The organism is Vibrio neptunius, from assembly GCA_019339365.1.
Lineage (GTDB): Bacteria > Pseudomonadota > Gammaproteobacteria > Enterobacterales > Vibrionaceae > Vibrio > Vibrio neptunius.
In genome coordinates, this window is record CP079859.1 from 2,151,401 (window position 1) to 2,167,160 (window position 15,760).

Sequence of the window (15,760 nt, forward strand, 5' to 3'; positions counted from 1 at the left end):
ACGATGACATTTGGCGAGTATTCACATTTAAAAATCTTGGTTGTGGATGATCACGACCTAATATTCGATGGTTTAAAAAGCTGCCTTTCTCCGTACCCAAATCTAGAGCTGGTCGGCTTTGTTACAGATGGGTTAGGGGTATATGAGGAATGTCTCAAGCTGAAGCCAGATATGGTCTTCATGGACCTAAATCTTCCGGGCATGTCCGGTGTTGAGGCGATTAGGCAGTTACGCAAGCGCTGGCCAGACATGATGATTATTGTTCTTACAGCTTCGGAAGAAGAGCGAAAGGCAAGAGAGGCGTTAGATGCAGGCTCAAATGGCTATGTGTTGAAAAATGGGTCGAAAAGCACCTTACTTGCGGCGATCAAGAGTGTTACTCGAGGCAAGAGTTTTCTTGATCCTGCTCTCGATGCTAAACATATTGAAGCATTGAGCGGTGTCGAAGAAGGGGATATTCCTGTTTTAACACCACGTGAGAAACAGGTGCTTAAATTGATCTTCGAAGGCAAACGTAATCGTGACATTGCTGAAGTACTACTGATTGGTCTGAAAACAGTAGAAACACACCGAATGAACATCATGCGCAAGCTCGATGCTCACAATGTGGCCGATTTGATGAAATGGGCTCATAGAATGGGCATTTAATTTAACCGCTGTATTCAAACGGCGAATGCTGTGTCCAACAGGTTCGCCGTTCTCCGTGACTCGGTTAATTAAGACTGCGTTTGATAGTTTCTCAAGGCTTGGAGCAGAGGCTCGAGTTCTTTGGCGTCAATATGGTTGGTTAGCTCTAATTGCTTCTCTAACTCTGCTGCCGCTTCAGACACAAGATTTATACCAGCGAGACCTGCACTTCCCTTAACATTGTGTAATATATCTCTCAGTTCCTGCCAATTGTGGTCGGCTAAACTTTCTTTGGCTGCCTGCGCCATATCTTGGAAATGATTGGCGAGACGTTGAGTAAATTCCTCTTCAGTGAAATCCATAATAGGGGCATTTGAATCGATATTGATATCGGGCTGCATGTCGCGATCTATCTGAATTTCTGCCGCAATATCAAGCGCTTTTGCAAGCTCCTTTAATGAAACCGGTTTGGTGAGATAACCGTTCATCAGGTGCATAGACTTATCGTGCTCAGAATGGTTGGCGTTGGCCGTTAACGCCATAATAGGACATTCTGTATCAAGGATAGACTCGCTTTCACGCCAAAGTTGCGTTGCTTGATAACCATCTAAACCAGGCATTCGTATATCCATCAATACTAAATCGAAGATATGGCGTTCGCCAGATTGTAAGGCGAACTCACCGCTCTCTACGCAAATCACTTCTTGACCAAGCTCAGTCAACATCTTGGTGATGATATCGCGATTGGTTTCCACGTCATCCACTAGGAGTATCTTCAATTTCCACGGTAACATTTCCTTCGCGGGAACTAGGGTTTTCTCGGTTGAAATCCCATGCTGAATTTCGTACAAACGCTTCCAAAGTCGCCAAGGCAAGTAATTCAGTTCTTCGTTTTGAAGTGAATCAGAGTGGTTGTCGACACACTCACCACCCCAAAGTGAAATTTGTGTGTGTAAATTTTCTGGTGCATCAATGACGCCTTGTTTAAGGCGTAATCGCATTCCGGGCTCCGTCATAGGCAAAGAGAAAATAAAGGTTGAACCTGTACCATGTTCACTTTTTAAGGTTAGATTCCCCCCCATAATGGTCGCGAGCTTCCGGGAAATTGGTAATCCGAGGCCAGTCCCAACCTGATGTGAAGAAGATTGTCTGAAGGGTTCAAACACTTCATCCAGTTTGTGGGCGGCAATACCTGGCCCTGTATCTTCGACCGTGAAACAAAGAGTGTCGTCTCTGACTTCGATATAGAGAAAGATGTGACCTCGCTCAGTGAACTTAGCTGCGTTGCCCAGTAAGTTGACCAGTACCTGTCTGACACGAATAGGATCAAATGTGCAGCTTTCTGGCACATTGTCTGCGACCAGAGTTTTTAATTCAATAGGCTTGTTGACGACGTTTGATTGAATGGTCAGCATGGCTTCATCAACCACCTTAAGTAGTGGATTGTTGGCTAGATTTAACTCTATCTGATCGGCTTCAATTCTTGAAAAATCGAGTAGGTTGTTAATGATGCTAAGCAAAGACTTAGCACAGGTATACGCAGTGTTTCTTAAATCGGCTTGTTGTTCATTCATCTGAGTATTGCGCAACAACTCAAGTGAGCCTGTAATGCCATTGAGAGGTGTACGCAACTCGTGGCTAATATTGGTGAGGTGTTCGCTTTTACGCGCCGTCGCTTTTTCAGCAAGTTGTTTGGCATGAGCGAGCTCAACCGTACGTTGCTCTACTTTCGATTCTAGTTCGTCATAGCTTGACTTAATGGTGTCGAGCAACATGTTATAGGCGCGAGCAATATCACCCAGTTCATCTTTTTCGTGATTCGGGCAAACGACGAGCGAAAGTCGGCTGACGGTCACTTTTAATGATGCCTACAAAGTTGCGAATCGTCTCTGCCAGTGATTTCCATAGGATCCAAAGCATCACCAAGATCATCACAGCAAAAGAGATTAACGACCACTTTAGCTCGCTATAAAATGGGGTGTAAGCTATTCGTTCAATTCTCAACTTAGGGACCATTGAAATCTGGAGCCAATCAGGTCCATCTATGAATTTGCTTACGACGTAATAATCAGCCACTTCAAACAACTCTTCTACATTTTCAATCCCTCCTGAGTGAATGATTTGGCTATTGAGTTGGGCTTGAGTTTGTGAATTGGGTTTGTCCTGTCCATGAAATGGAATCACCCCTTTAGGTGTGAGAAATAAATTCTGATCGCCTTTGGAATAAACGTTGGATACAGTAACGACGTCCTTGATATCAATAGCAAATCCGACTTGACGTGCTCTATCATCCTCTGGGTTTAATGTGTAGCTAAGCAGCAGGTAGATGCTATCTCTAGCGGCATCATATTTGGGCTCGCTCCAGCGAAAACCATCTTCAGTTGGAAGTTGCGATAATTCGACAATTTCATCGACTCGCTGATCGAGATGGGAGCGTTCGACCTCAGACGCGGCATAAATGGACACTTGTCGTCCTGGTTCAATAATAAAGCTATCAACGTAGCGTTGTTGGCCTGCGATGCCAAACGTTTGAAGCGCCCAAAGTTGTTTCCGCTCTATGTGCGGTGAGGTGTAGCCAATATTGAACTGATGAGCAACTAACTCCACATTTGGGTCCACTTTCATGGCCTGAAACCGTTGAAGGCGTTGCTCGAATTGTTGAGTATCGTCCATGGCTTGAGCAAAAAGGCTGCGATTCATCTGCGCTCGAATCTCACTAATCTGGTTATAGCTCTTTAGTGTTTGATTTAATGTACTGTTGTAGGTGTTGTCGAATGCATTGATCTGAATGAGTACCCACAAGCCCATAAACACCGAAATAAAGGCTATGGTGAGCTTGGTGACCAATGAAGAATTCCAACGAGTTTTCATGTCTACTCCTGTAGTCATTGATTTTTAACGCAATCACTTCTGAGATTCGTTCTTTCTACCTTAGCGTGAAGCATCACGTAAGATCCATCTTTCCCTGATATAGATAATAAAACTTTTCCGCCTAGCAGAGACTAAGGTGTTCACCTGATACCGCACCATCACCTCACGATACATACTGAATGCGAAATCGGAGAAAGAGGTTTCCAATGATCGAACGTTTAATTGCAATGGGCTATCTAGTGACGGATAACCTACAAGATGATAGCCAATGGCAGGGTCAATGTGCGAGTAGACGAATCCGCTGGTTGAAATCAGAGCATTACGTGACGATAGGAATACAGATAGAGCCGCCAAACAATCGTGTTTGGTCGATACAAGCTTCTCTGGTACTCGCCGCTTGTGAAGAGGGTTGGGAATGTAGTTTAGATCACAACAACCAGGAGTGGGTACTGTGGCGTTACTACCCTAGTGACCTCGACGACCAAGAGTTGGTGTCTTCTTTCAAGATGCAACTGGCTCTAGGCAGGTATCTTGAGCAAGAAATGTTAAAACCCACGCCTCTTAGCAAGCCTCGTATTTGGAGGAGAAAACTATGAAGAAATTACTGTGCTGGTTACTTCTATTTACGATCAACTTTGCCCATGCTGCACCAATATCTGCTGTCCAGTGGCATGGTGAGCCGTTTGTATTATATAGCCGAGGGACACCGTTAAAATCTGTCATTGAAGATGTGGGTAAAAACTATGGTATTCCTATGGAAGTGAGCGATCAGGTAAAAGACACTTTCAGTGGTCAAATTGAGGGTCAGACACCAAAGCAGATACTGAAGATGCTAGCTCAACAATACGGCTTAGTCTGGTACTATGACGGCGATTTGTTGCATGTAAACAAAGCAAGAGAAGTGACCAACGAAGTAATTTCACTGTCCTCTTTGTCCAATCAGGAGGCGACGCGTTACATCGCCAAAGCTGGATTCCTGGATAAAGTTGCATGTGAAGTGACTCCAATTTCAGGGCTTCATGCAGTACAGGTAAACGGCGTACCAGCGTGCGTAAGTACGGTAAGTAAGTTTGTCCAGCAGTTGGACAACGATTCGAAACAGCACGCTCAATCCCAGAAGTCCGTCAAGATCTTTCCGCTTAAATATGCATCAGCTACAGATACGGTTTATAGCTATCGAAGCCAAGATGTCACCGTACCAGGCGTTGTCTCTGTACTTAAACAAATAGAGCAAGATCAAGGGCCTGATGAAAGCAACCAGACCACAACCAGCTTTTCTGCCGATTCCCGTCAGAACGCTGTGATCATTCGTACCAATAAAATGGACATGGCAATGTACGCCTCTCTGATCAAGCAACTCGATATTACCCCGACCATGATTGAAGTCTCGGTAACCATTATCGATGTCGATACATCAGATTTTAACCAATTAGGTATCGACTGGTCAGCAGCGGCTAAAATCGGTGGTGGTAGCATTACTTTTAATCAGGGCAGCTTAAGTAGTGACAATTTCTCGACTGTGATTGGTAATACTGGAAACTTTATGGTTCGGCTCAATGCACTAGAGCAGAATTCGAAAGCAAAAGTTCTTTCGAGACCTTCGGTCGTGACGCTCAACAATGTCCAGGCTGTGTTAGATAAAAACGTCACCTTTTACACCAAGATTGAAGGGGAAAAAGTCGCGAAATTGGAGTCTGTAACAACAGGTTCTCTTTTGAGAGTGACACCAAGACTGGTCACTGAGAACAACTATAAGAAAGTGATGCTGTCACTCAATATTCAAGATGGCCAACAATCCAAGCCCGTCAGCAGTAAAGATCCATTACCTCAAGTGGAGAACTCAGAGATTGCTACCCAAGCGACACTGAAAACGGGTGAGAGTCTGTTGCTTGGTGGCTTCGTTCAGGAGAAAAACCATACCGTAGAAAATAAAATTCCGTTGTTGGGTGATATCCCGCTATTAGGGGGACTTTTCCGTAGTACAGACCATAGTAAGCAAAGTGTTATGCGTCTGTTCTTGATTAAGGCAGAACCTGTCAATCAATAAATGGGAGTAGCTATGGAAAACAGTACCAAGCTTTTATGGCTGACAGGCCCAATGCAAGGTAGAGAGTTAAAACTACCTCAGGGTGAGCTCTCAATGGGGCCTAGCGGCGACATTATGGTGCCACTCGCTGAACGTGAACGATTAAACATTAGGGTTGAAGACAAGAGTGTGTTTGTAACAGACACAGTCCAAGTGTGGGCAAACGGGAGCCTTATAAATACCCAAGAGGCGTTACCAATGGGGGTGCCAATCGAAATCTGTGGTGTGGGTCTGGTACTTGGTCAAGCTGATCAAGCATTGGAATGGCAAAAGCTCCCTAGACATGCCCAAACCAAACATAGCCGGACAACAAAAGTCGTACTACTGGCACTGACATTATTCACTGCCGCTCTGATGGCTCTGACTTTGATGTTGCCCGAAAAAGCAACACCTGTCTTCGATCCGCAGCTATGGTTGCAAAATCAGCTCAGTGTACCTGCATTGCATCAGGTCAATGCCAATTGGGGAGTGGATGGTGTCGTGACAATGACCGGCTATTGCGGCAACTCAACAGCGATGGCTAAGTTAAAAGAGGGATTAAAACAGCACTCCATTCGCTTTACAAATAAGGCCGTTTGCACTGACACTCTGATTGGCAACGTGGAATCGGTGCTGAGTGCAAATGGATATCAGAACATCAACGTTATGCCATCAAGAAGAATGGGGGTCGTTAGAATTTCTGGTGCAATCCAATCAGGTGAGAAGTGGGACAAAGTAACTCGTGAATTGGAACAAGTTCAGGGTCTTAAACACTGGCAAGTGGCCAATGATATTGGTGGCTATGTTCAAAAATTCATTGAGGCTCTACGTGAAAAAGGTTTGCTTGACGGTCTGATGGTTGAACGTCGTCAGGACAGCATCATGGTAACAGGGCACTTTCAAAACAAAGTGCGTTCTCAGATACGTCAGGTAGGTACCCAGTTAATGGCGCACACCGGCCAGAACATCGACATTCGATTTGAGAATATTCCGGTGAGAGACAATTTATCTCGTTATCTTTCAGGGCAAATTGTCAGTTTTGGTGGAAACAGTAGCCACCCTTTTGTCGAGTTAAGCAATGGCACTCGGCTGATATTAAACAGCAAACTTGATAGTGGTTATGTGGTAAGCCATATCGACCTGAAAGGGTTGGATCTTAGCCGAGATGGTGAACTTATTCATATACCTTTCATTTTATAGGAGGCGTTATGGCGCGAATTACTCAACTTGAATCGACACTAAGGCGAGAACCAAAGACAAAGGACGACTTCATTGTGCAGTTGAAAAATGCACGCCATGAATTGAGCAAGGGAAACAGCCCTGCCACAGAGAGTCTTTATCAGGCGATTGACGCCGCTCAGGATGTGATCAGTATTTTGGCAAAGCGTTACCAGTAAACAAATACAATCACCTACTTTACGTATTATTTTGAAAACCGGAGAAAACTATGGATACATTCAACGACATTAAATCCGTAATGGATGATCTAAACAGCCGTCGTAGTATGCTTGCAGAACAGATGAAAGAATTTGAACAATTGCAGAGCGAAATTCAGGTTTTGGTAGAAAAATCGGCGCATGATCCCGAAGCACGTAGGAAGCTAGAAAAGCTAAATCAGGCATTCCCCGAAGGGTTTAACCACTCCCAGCAAGCTATTATGTCGAAAGTGACTCAGTTAGAAGACAACTTCAAACGGTTAGAAGATGGATTCAAAACCCTTGGGGACACTGATGATCAAAAGTCTGAGGCACCTAAACCAAAGAAACGAGTGCTCAAAAAATACATGTAGATCTCAAAAGTCTTATTTTATTCGTCAATGACCATTATGGTCCTTTACCGGTATAGCGAAATTGTTATACCGGTTTTTTATACTCAGATACGTTATAAACACTGATGGATGTTTTTATGTGGTGGACGACAATCGGTTTCGTGAATGTCGCACCTTTATAAAGTGACATATTTTTTCTATTCTTGCTTTAACATTTAAAAAACTGGTCCAACCACCGTTAGGAATGAATTTTGGATATTTGAAATAAAAAGAAAATACCAGCGGTAATATGGAATTACAAACTGAGATGCTAAATGGTGACTTTCCAATTTAGAACCCAGCTTGTAGTAGTAAACCTATTCATACGAGGAAAATATTATGGCTGTTAATCTTAATGATACATCAGGTACTCAAGGTACTAGCATCATCAATTCTCAACAAAGTGAAGATATTAAAAATACCATAGCATCACGAGGTGACTCCGTACTTTCTGGTGGTATTGCGGTTCTTTATATGTTCATGAACTTACTGTCTGAAATGGCCGATGCAAAATATTCTCAGATGCAGAAAAAATCTGAAGTGTCACGCACTGCTCAGGATATGGCAAACCGTGTCGACGAAAAGGTAGCGGAAGCCGCTAAAGATAAAGATGGAGACAAAGCAACCCGCCAACTGCCTTCAGACGTCGTCACCTACATGAGAGACAACGGTTTTACTGTCGATGGAAAATCGATCGATAAATACCTCCAAGAAAATGGTAATAATCTCGATCAGGGCAAACTAAAAGCGGTCAAAGCGTCGCTAGAAACCGTATCGAATCGAGCGTCGGATTTTGTTTCACAATCCCAACTTCAATTACAAAAATTAATGCAGACCTATAACGTGACCGTCAGTCTTTTAAATAGCATGCAAACCATGTTGGCTGAAATGAATAAATCGATTGCCCAGAATATCCGTTAATTATTTTTAATGTAAACCTGTTCAATAAATTATTAAAAAGGAGTTGTTATGCTTCAAATTGATAACGGCGTGAGCGCTCCTTTGTCTAAAGAAAATGACAAAGTTGAAATAGAAAATGCGATTAAAGGCGATAGCGTATTGTCGGGTGGCGTAGCGGTATTGTATTTATTCATGAATCTTTTGTCTGAATTAGCCGATGCTAAGTACGGGCAGATGCAAGCCAAAGCGGATGTATCTCGCACCGCTCAAGACATGGCCAACCGTGTTGACGAAGTGATTGCCAGAGTGGCCAAAGAGGGTGACAAGGCAACGGGTCAACTACCACCTGAAGTCGTCAAGTATATGCAGGACAATGGTTTCTCGGTTGATGGCATGTCTATTAGCGAGTATCTCAAAACCAATGATCCATCAGCTAAGTATCTCGACAAGCTCAAAGCAAAAATTGACGCTAGTGGCCCAGAGGGTATGCAGTCATACAGTTGGCAGGATGTTGTGTCTTACATGGATCAACACGGTATTAAGGTTGATGGAAAGCGTGCATGTGATTATATCTGGAGTCTGCCTGAAGTGGGCTACATGTCTGGCCAGCGTATTAACAAGGACCACATGCAGCACATCGCCGATACCCTACAAGCCTCAGGTGGTCTTGATCAGGGCAAACTAAAAGCGGTCAAAGCTGCACTTGATACCGTATCTAACCGGGCATCTGACTTTGTTTCTCAGTCACAGCTTCAGCTGCAAAAAATCATGCAAACCTACAACGTGACCGTGAGTCTGCTGAACAGCATGCAAACCATGCTAGCAGAAATGAACAAGTCCATTGCACAAAACATTAGATAGGAGGTCGTTATGGTAGAAAAAGATTTTGAAACCTTGCAGGCATTCTTGCAGCAGGGTGGCTCACTCAAAATGCTGGCAGACGTAGAACAGAAAGATCTCGACCTTCTGTACCAATATGGCACTCAGCTTATGAACTATGGCGATTACCAAGGTGCGAAACGGATCTTTTACTTGTTGATGAAAATTGACCAGTGGAACTTTGATTACTTTTTTGCGCTAGGAACATGTTGTCAGCAACTCAAACAATATGAAGAGGCGATTTTCTGTTTTGGTCGTGCAGGTATTGTCAAAGTAGAAGACCCCCGTGCTCCTTACTTTGCAGGTAACAACTACCTAGCCTTAGGCAATAATGAATACGCGATTAAATCTTACCAAGCGTCGTTGCGTGTATGCGACTGTCATCCTGACGGAGTGTGGGATGAGATCGCAGAGAAAGCCAACAAAGCTTTAGCTCAATTTACTCAGGAGGTTCACCATGACTAGTGTTAGCTTCAATACCCAAATGCCAGTAACAGGCACATCGGAAACTGAGCATCTTGATAAAAGTAAGGAAACCAAGGCGCGTTTACCTTCATCTGGAACGCCGGGTGGCCTTGTTGATGTCATCGACCATGAAACAAAAACGCGAGTGGTTAGCTCAGACGTAGCGAGTCAGGCATTACAACGTGTACTATCGGCTTTTCACAAGGGTGACAACGTCACAGTTAGTCAACTAGAAAAAGCTTCCATGAACGATATGGTTCTCATGGCTGCTAACCTAGGACTTAAAACCTTTGGCGACACAGCAAATGCCGCTGCTAAAGCCAGTAGACTGATGACGGATACGCAAGCCGTACTGCGTGATCAGCAAGTCAAAGAGTTTCAGGAGCAACTCGCTAAGCGAATAGAACAATCTGAGAAAGCCCATAAAGGCGGCATTTTCGGTGCGATCTTCGACTGGATTGTTGGTGCGGTGGAAGCTGTTGTCGGCGTATTCAAGTTGATTGAAGGCGCTGCGCGGATAGCCGTTGGAGATGTGGCTGGCGGGGCATTAGATATGGCCAGTGGTGCCGCTTACCTCACAGCAGGCATTGCTGGCATGGTCAAAGCCGCTGCAGAAACGGCGATTCTTTGCGGGGCGGATAAAGAGAAGTGCCAACAGGTTATCGATGTGGCGGGAAAAGTTCAGCTAGGTGCAGAAATTGTCGGCATGGCCTTAGATATCTTCCAGGCAGGTCGAGCCATTTCAGCCACACGCTCGATTGCAAAAGGTACTGAAACGGCAATGAAAGAGGCGGCACCGAAACTAGTCGAAAGCATAAGTAAAGGCTCTACACAAGAAGTAACCAACATCGCGCAGCAAGTCGGTAAACAAGTCTCTGAGCAAGTGGCTGAACAGGTCAGCAAACAATTAATGAGCGGCGTAAGTAAGGGCGTAGAGCAAGTTGCAGAGCGCGGCGGTCAAATTGCTAAGTCTTTGGGCAAAGCGTTCAGTGAAGAAGCGATCCAGCAAATCGTGACTAAATCGGTAGAGAAAGCAGCGACTGCTGCCATCGAGAAAGGGGCTCAGATCACTGCTCAGGAGATCACCAAACAAGTCACGACTATGGTGCGTAATGAAGTGATCAAAACCGTTATCAAAGCATGTACCTACACCTCACTTGATCTACTTCGCGCTTCAGCAGGCTCTGGCAAAGCCATAACCAGCGGTATCGTGACCGAAGAGAAAGCGAAACTTCAAAAACAAATTGAAGAGTTGATTCTGAAACAAAATCTAATGGAATTCTGCTACGACTGGTACGACAAGGCCAAAGAGCAGCAATCCAAAACCATCAAAAATTTGGTGGACAAACAAGGCGACACCTTAGACGGTGCAAGCAAAGTCATCAATGAAACGGGTATGTTACAAGCACGCATTGCGACATCAGCAGTGTAGCTAAGGGGAAATTATGAGTGAAGTACAAGTATCAAATAATGCTCCGGTAAACGCGTCGAGTCACACTGGCTACGATCAAGATGTATCTGGTAGTGAAGCGATGGATGCTATCTCACAGCTCAATGAGCTGATTATAAAACTGGCTGAGATTTTCAAGAAGCTGCGCAATGTGCTCCAGGAATACAACCAAAAACAACAACTGTTAGGCTGGGATGTGCAAAAAGCGTCGATGGACACTAAACGTGATGCAATCAAAAGTGCGTTTGAATCTGCTGCATGGTCTGGTGGGTTACAAATTCTGTCAGGTGCAATTGGTATGGTGGGCGTTGGTGCAACGAGTAAGTTTGGTGAAGGAGCCACTCATCTCGGTCAAGCATTGGGCAAAGGCGTCGATGGCGCAGGATCCATGGTATCAGCGTCTATCACCAAGGACGCTGAAATGGAAAAAATGGATGGTGAATTCAAAGCGTTGAACGCTCAGAACTATGCCAAGAATGTCAACGAACTCAGTGATAAAGCACGTCAAATATCAGAGCAGATGCGTTCACTGGTCAAAGAGTTAGTCGAACTCCACGGTCGCATTGCGTCCGCTGTCCATAACTGATCTCTTCTTTACATAAACCTAGTGCAGAGCACCGTTCTTCGGTGCTCTGCAGATGATGGAATATCTTATGACAAACACAAATTTCCTGCCAGTCGACATTAATCAAGTCGCAGAATCCATTCAGGATGTCGTCAGCGGTCATAAAACTCTGGCGCAGCTCAATGGTGTAAAACAATCAGAATTAGAACAGGTCTATCAGAATGCTCTGGAGCGATATCAAGAACAAGATATGTCCGGAGCTCTGACACATTTTACCTATCTGGTAATGAATAATCCTTGGCGTCGTGAATACATGTTCGGTATGGCCTCCACTCTTCACGCCCTAGATCAATTTGAACATGCATTGACGTTTTATGGGTATGCCACTTTGATGAATGCCTGTGACGCTGGCGTTACCTTCAGAATAGGCCAGTGTTATTTGTCACTGAAAAAACAACCTGAAGCTATTGATGCATTACAAACCAGTATTGAACAAAGTTACATTCCCCCTGAACAACCAGAGATTCGTGCAATCGCACAATCGTTACTTGATGACATCACTCATTAACTCGCAGTAGGAGAGCTCACATGCCAACAGAAATTTCTTCCCAAGGGCTGGCAAACCTCAGCTATTTAGATTTGGCGATGCCGAAATCGACATCGAAACTCGAAGCAAGAACGTTCGATATTTCACAGGTGCCACTCAAAGACCAGATGAATACGGTCAACCATTTGGATCTTGCAGTTACACCAGAGCAGAGTCACTATTTAAGTACGCACAAAACCTCAACAACAGAATCAAAACAGTTAATCGAAAACTCAACCCGTCTTTATGATCAGGCGCAAAAAGCAGGGGTGGACGTCGCAAAAAGCACCTTTTTTAAAGAGCTGTTCAATGTTGCAATAGCGGGAATTGGTTTAGGGCTTGCTATCGCGGCGACGGTTTTTAGTGGCGGTCTAGGGGTTCCACTTGTTGCAGCAGCCGGTGTCGCGTTCGCATTGGCGGTTTCTGATGCTGGTTGTGCTGCCGCCAATTGGTACAGTAAAGCGCATGGAGGTGAAGGGCTTAAAATGGGGGCGGATACCATTTCAAATCTTACTTATAAATTGCTTGAAAAGATGGGGATGAGTGATGATCGAGCGCAGTATTGGGCGAAAGCAAGCTCTGCGCTACTTAGATTAGGGCTTACGATAGGGACTCTATATGCAGGGACTGTCTCAGTACCATCAGCCCTTGGAGCCGCTAGCAGTGTGATATCCACAACCAAACTTGCAAAACTGGGGGTTGGTGCAGCCGGAGACAAAGCTCTCGGATTTAGCTTGGACAACAACAAAAAGCACAAGAGAAAGCAGACAATGAGCTCAGAGCGCATAAACAGAAACTAAAATCTCAACTTACAGACGAAGTCATGTCCGGCGCTATGTCGATGAGAACAGCAGACATGTCGACCAAATTGTCAGGGTTGTCTAAAAAGTGTCCGGTTTGTCTGATGAACTCAGTTCAGCTAAGCAAGAACGAAACGAACTTACCCATGAAATCCAAGGCAAAGATGAACAGCTTCATCTAGCGAGCGAGAAAGCGAAACAGCAGGAACAATCTCAAGCGATTCTTCTCGCTGCCCAAAACGCCGCTAAACTCCGGGAAGCGATGTTGAGGGAAGAGCTTGCCAAGAAAGATCAAATACTGAACGATCTCAAGCTGAAATTAGAAGCGTTTATGAACTCAGGTGGTGCGGGTGAGGATGTAAAAAGCTATCGCCTGTCATTGTTTAAAAGACTAGATTTCGTACGGTTAACTAGCATCATATTCTAAGATACGGCCGATTGGTGCCTGTTTAAACATGTCGCCTTCGAACACAAATTAATAATAAATTGGCTCGGGGCCTGTCGACACTAACAGGCCCATTTTCAAATAGAGTAAGCGGTGAGTCACCTCAAAAAGCGCTTTTCTTAATTCACCAAGCACCGACGCATTCTCTTTCTTCGCCCACCAAATCGCAGACCACCTGATATGTGTAAATAGACATATGATTTCATAAAATGTGATAGTCTTATGCGCCCTAAGTCTTATTGATATTTTTCAAAAGGTTGAGGCGAGGGAACGTTTGGTACTTATTTGCATGATGGAGAAAGGAATGCGTTTAACTCTATGTCTTATCACTTTGTTTTTGTCGGCATCAACATTTTCACACACGGATAGTCCTAAGATGAGTGTTGAAAATGGCTATGTTGAGCCATTTAAGATGTTCGACAACGTCTATTACATCGGAGATAAATGGGTGTCTTCTTATGCGATAGAAACATCATCTGGTCTGGTGATTATCGACACTCTAGACTTTCCATATAGCAAATGGATTCCAGAGAACCTACGGAAATTGGGATTAGGCGACAAAACGGTGAGTCACATTATTGTTACGCATGGGCATTCTGATCACGTCGGTGGGGCAGAATTTCTTCAGTCCACCTACAATGCTAAGGTGATCATGACAAAAAAAGGGTTAGAACTCACAAAAAAACAGTCACAAAAAAGTCAAGGTGAGAATAAGTTCCTTCCACCGAGAGTGTTCAAATTTGCTGAAGATGAATCCGAAGTTTTACTAGGCAATACAAAGTTTAAGTTTTACATCACACCGGGGCACACGGAAGGCGACTTATCGATTGACTTTTTAGTGGAAGATGACGGAAAAGCGTATCGGGCTTTTGTTGTCGGTGGGCATGGCATTAATTTCCCAAAACCCTGAGCTCGTAAGGCAATATTTCACGAGCATGAAAAGAGTGAAACAAATAGCAAAGAGTAGCCCTATGGTAACGGTAAACTTGTCTAATCATCCTCATAAAAACAACCTGTTCTCTAACCGAGATAGAATGAGGGAAGGAAGCGCCAGTAACCCGTTTATTAACCAAGACAACTTTTTTAACTTCATTGATCAACAAGTGAAGTTAGCCACCAAGGAACAGTATAAGCCGAGTGAACCAAGTGTTGATTAAGCGTGAATCAATGTGAAGTCAAACAGGCTCGAAGGTTTTATGATGCAACGTGTGGGAGAGAAAAAGGATGGACCCGTTAACGCAAGGGCTAATAGGGGCGGCTTTACCCCAATCAGTCAGCGATAAAAAACACAGTCTTGTTGCCGGAGGCTTAGGTATGTTCGCTGGCATGTCACCAGATCTAGACGTGTTCATTCGCTCTTCTCACGACCCATTGTTGTTTCTGGAGTACCACCGACAATTTACCCATTCTCTTCTATTCATACCACTAGGTAGCTTGGTTTGCAGTTTGGTCTTGCATTGGTTGTTTTCTCGACGGTTTGGGCTCAACTTTGGTAAAACTTGGTTGTATTGTTCACTGGGCTTCGCGACCCATGCCTTGCTGGATGCCTGTACCTCTTATGGCACGCAATTGCTTTGGCCTGCCAGTCATGAGCGATATGCATGGAACATAGTGTCTGTCGTGGACCCGGTTTTTACTTTACCGCTTTTGATAGGTATTGCCGTTACGCTACGAAAGAGGACACCATGGGGAGCAAGAGTTGCTTTGCTTTGGGGGCTATCCTACTTATCCCTAGGAATAATACAAAAGGAAAGAGCTTATCATGAGGGGTGGCAATTGGCTCAAGTACGAAACCACGTCCCAAGCCGATTAATGGTTAAGCCGAGTTTTGCCAATTTACTGGTGTGGAAAGTGCTTTATGAAACGGATAATCACTACCATGTAGATGCAGTAAGGTTAGGTCGAACAACCCAAGTTTATGCCGGTGAATCGATTGCCAGAATAGATCTCGAGAGAGATCTTCCCTGGCTTGATACGCATTCACAACAGGCTAAAGACCTTGAACGCTTTCGCCGCTTTTCAGACGGTTATCTAGCCATAGATCCCAATGACAAACTGAGTGTGGTTGACGTCCGCTATTCCATCGTGCCCAATCAGTTTGACCCACTTTGGGGGATTAAACTTTCCCCATCGGCGGCGAAAAACGTTCATGCTCAATACGTGACATACAGAAATACTTCATCAGAAGCAAGGCAACGCTTTTGGAGTATGTTGTTCGACTTTAAAGGGTACTGAGGGTCGAGACAAAGCATTGACTAATGCAGATGTTCGTGGCGATTTAACGCTCAGTCGTCACGCCA

General features: G+C 44.5%; 13 protein-coding genes and 3 pseudogenes. 15 read left to right on the forward strand and 1 reads right to left on the reverse strand.

Translation table 11 applies throughout. The features are described from left to right. The first annotated feature begins 3 nt into the window (after positions 1-3). Complete coding sequence (locus KW548_10210) at positions 4-648, forward strand: two component system response regulator (GenBank protein ID QXX05593.1); 645 nt, start codon at positions 4-6, stop codon at positions 646-648. Between the two features lie 68 nt (positions 649-716). On the opposite strand, the pseudogene KW548_10215 reads toward KW548_10210, so the two are convergent. After that, positions 717-3,498: pseudogene (locus tag KW548_10215) on the reverse strand (two component system sensor kinase). Positions 3,499-3,704: 206 nt separating this feature from the next. Between KW548_10215 and KW548_10220 the strand changes: the two are divergent. The 14 genes and pseudogenes from KW548_10220 to KW548_10285 all read left to right on the forward strand — a co-directional run bounded on the left by KW548_10220 (position 3,705) and on the right by KW548_10285 (position 15,695). Beyond that, positions 3,705-4,094, forward strand: coding sequence for a hypothetical protein (locus KW548_10220; GenBank protein QXX05594.1), 390 nt, complete (start codon positions 3,705-3,707; stop codon positions 4,092-4,094). Next, positions 4,091-5,545: an EscC/YscC/HrcC family type III secretion system outer membrane ring protein gene (locus KW548_10225; protein QXX05595.1), complete on the forward strand. Its 1,455-nt coding sequence runs from the start codon at positions 4,091-4,093 to the stop codon at positions 5,543-5,545. Before KW548_10220 ends, KW548_10225 begins: the two co-directional genes overlap by 4 nt. A 12-nt stretch (positions 5,546-5,557) precedes the next feature. Beyond that, positions 5,558-6,763: a type III secretion system inner membrane ring subunit SctD gene (gene sctD / locus KW548_10230; GenBank protein ID QXX05596.1), complete on the forward strand. Its 1,206-nt coding sequence runs from the start codon at positions 5,558-5,560 to the stop codon at positions 6,761-6,763. A gap of 8 nt (positions 6,764-6,771) precedes the next feature. Then, entirely contained in the window at positions 6,772-6,960 is a 189-nt protein-coding gene (locus KW548_10235) for a hypothetical protein (GenBank protein QXX05597.1), read from the forward strand. Between the two features lie 50 nt (positions 6,961-7,010). Further along, positions 7,011-7,352, forward strand: coding sequence for a hypothetical protein (locus KW548_10240; GenBank protein ID QXX05598.1), 342 nt, complete (start codon positions 7,011-7,013; stop codon positions 7,350-7,352). Between the two features lie 357 nt (positions 7,353-7,709). Then, positions 7,710-8,291 (forward strand): secretion protein EspA, encoded by a 582-nt coding sequence (locus KW548_10245; GenBank protein QXX05599.1) that lies wholly within the window; start codon positions 7,710-7,712, stop codon positions 8,289-8,291. 48 nt (positions 8,292-8,339) lie between these two features. After that, entirely contained in the window at positions 8,340-9,131 is a 792-nt protein-coding gene (locus tag KW548_10250) for a secretion protein EspA (protein ID QXX05600.1), read from the forward strand. A gap of 9 nt (positions 9,132-9,140) precedes the next feature. Beyond that, entirely contained in the window at positions 9,141-9,614 is a 474-nt protein-coding gene (locus tag KW548_10255) for a SycD/LcrH family type III secretion system chaperone (protein QXX05601.1), read from the forward strand. Then, positions 9,607-11,046: a type III secretion system translocon protein gene (locus KW548_10260; protein ID QXX05602.1), complete on the forward strand. Its 1,440-nt coding sequence runs from the start codon at positions 9,607-9,609 to the stop codon at positions 11,044-11,046. Before KW548_10255 ends, KW548_10260 begins: the two co-directional genes overlap by 8 nt. Before the next feature lie 13 nt (positions 11,047-11,059). Continuing rightward, positions 11,060-11,650 (forward strand): pathogenicity island effector protein, encoded by a 591-nt coding sequence (locus KW548_10265; GenBank protein QXX05603.1) that lies wholly within the window; start codon positions 11,060-11,062, stop codon positions 11,648-11,650. 67 nt (positions 11,651-11,717) lie between these two features. Beyond that, a complete protein-coding gene (locus KW548_10270) occupies positions 11,718-12,197 on the forward strand; it encodes a type III secretion protein (GenBank protein QXX05604.1) in 480 nt (159 codons plus the stop codon). 20 nt (positions 12,198-12,217) lie between these two features. After that, positions 12,218-13,337 (forward strand): annotated as a pseudogene (locus KW548_10275) (hypothetical protein). 427 nt (positions 13,338-13,764) lie between these two features. Continuing rightward, positions 13,765-14,617 (forward strand): annotated as a pseudogene (locus tag KW548_10280) (MBL fold metallo-hydrolase). Positions 14,618-14,684: 67 nt separating this feature from the next. After that, positions 14,685-15,695, forward strand: a complete 1,011-nt coding sequence (locus KW548_10285) for a metal-dependent hydrolase (GenBank protein QXX05605.1) — start codon at positions 14,685-14,687, stop codon at positions 15,693-15,695. The last annotated feature ends 65 nt before the right edge of the window (positions 15,696-15,760 follow it).